Origin of the sequence: Aeromonas sp. QDB25, from assembly GCF_027707725.1 — a bacterium.
Taxonomy (GTDB): Bacteria; Pseudomonadota; Gammaproteobacteria; order Enterobacterales; family Aeromonadaceae; genus Aeromonas; species Aeromonas caviae.
The window spans coordinates 1-642 of the sequence record NZ_JAPCIZ010000241.1; the positions used below are offsets into that span (position 1 = coordinate 1).

Annotated in this window: 1 protein-coding gene; it reads left to right on the forward strand. The window is 55.3% G+C overall.

Annotation, left to right across the window (positions count from 1 at the left end; genetic code table 11):
* Window positions 1-25 precede the first annotated feature (25 nt).
* Window positions 26-580 carry an aminoglycoside N-acetyltransferase AAC(6')-Ib4 gene (locus tag PG883_RS23705; RefSeq protein ID WP_003159191.1) on the forward strand — a complete coding sequence of 185 codons (555 nt, stop codon included), beginning with the start codon at window positions 26-28 and terminating at the stop codon, window positions 578-580.
* Window positions 581-642: the final 62 nt, after the last annotated feature.

Below are 642 nucleotides of genomic sequence, written 5' to 3' on the forward strand. Positions count from 1 at the left end.
GTTAGGCATCACAAAGTACAGCATCGTGACCAACAGCAACGATTCCGTCACACTGCGCCTCATGACTGAGCATGACCTTGCGATGCTCTATGAGTGGCTAAATCGATCTCATATCGTCGAGTGGTGGGGCGGAGAAGAAGCACGCCCGACACTTGCTGACGTACAGGAACAGTACTTGCCAAGCGTTTTAGCGCAAGAGTCCGTCACTCCATACATTGCAATGCTGAATGGAGAGCCGATTGGGTATGCCCAGTCGTACGTTGCTCTTGGAAGCGGGGACGGATGGTGGGAAGAAGAAACCGATCCAGGAGTACGCGGAATAGACCAGTCACTGGCGAATGCATCACAACTGGGCAAAGGCTTGGGAACCAAGCTGGTTCGAGCTCTGGTTGAGTTGCTGTTCAATGATCCCGAGGTCACCAAGATCCAAACGGACCCGTCGCCGAGCAACTTGCGAGCGATCCGATGCTACGAGAAAGCGGGGTTTGAGAGGCAAGGTACCGTAACCACCCCAGATGGTCCAGCCGTGTACATGGTTCAAACACGCCAGGCATTCGAGCGAACACGCAGTGATGCCTAACCCTTCCATCGAGGGGGACGTCCAAGGGCTGGCGCCCTTGGCCGCCCCTCATGTCAAACGTT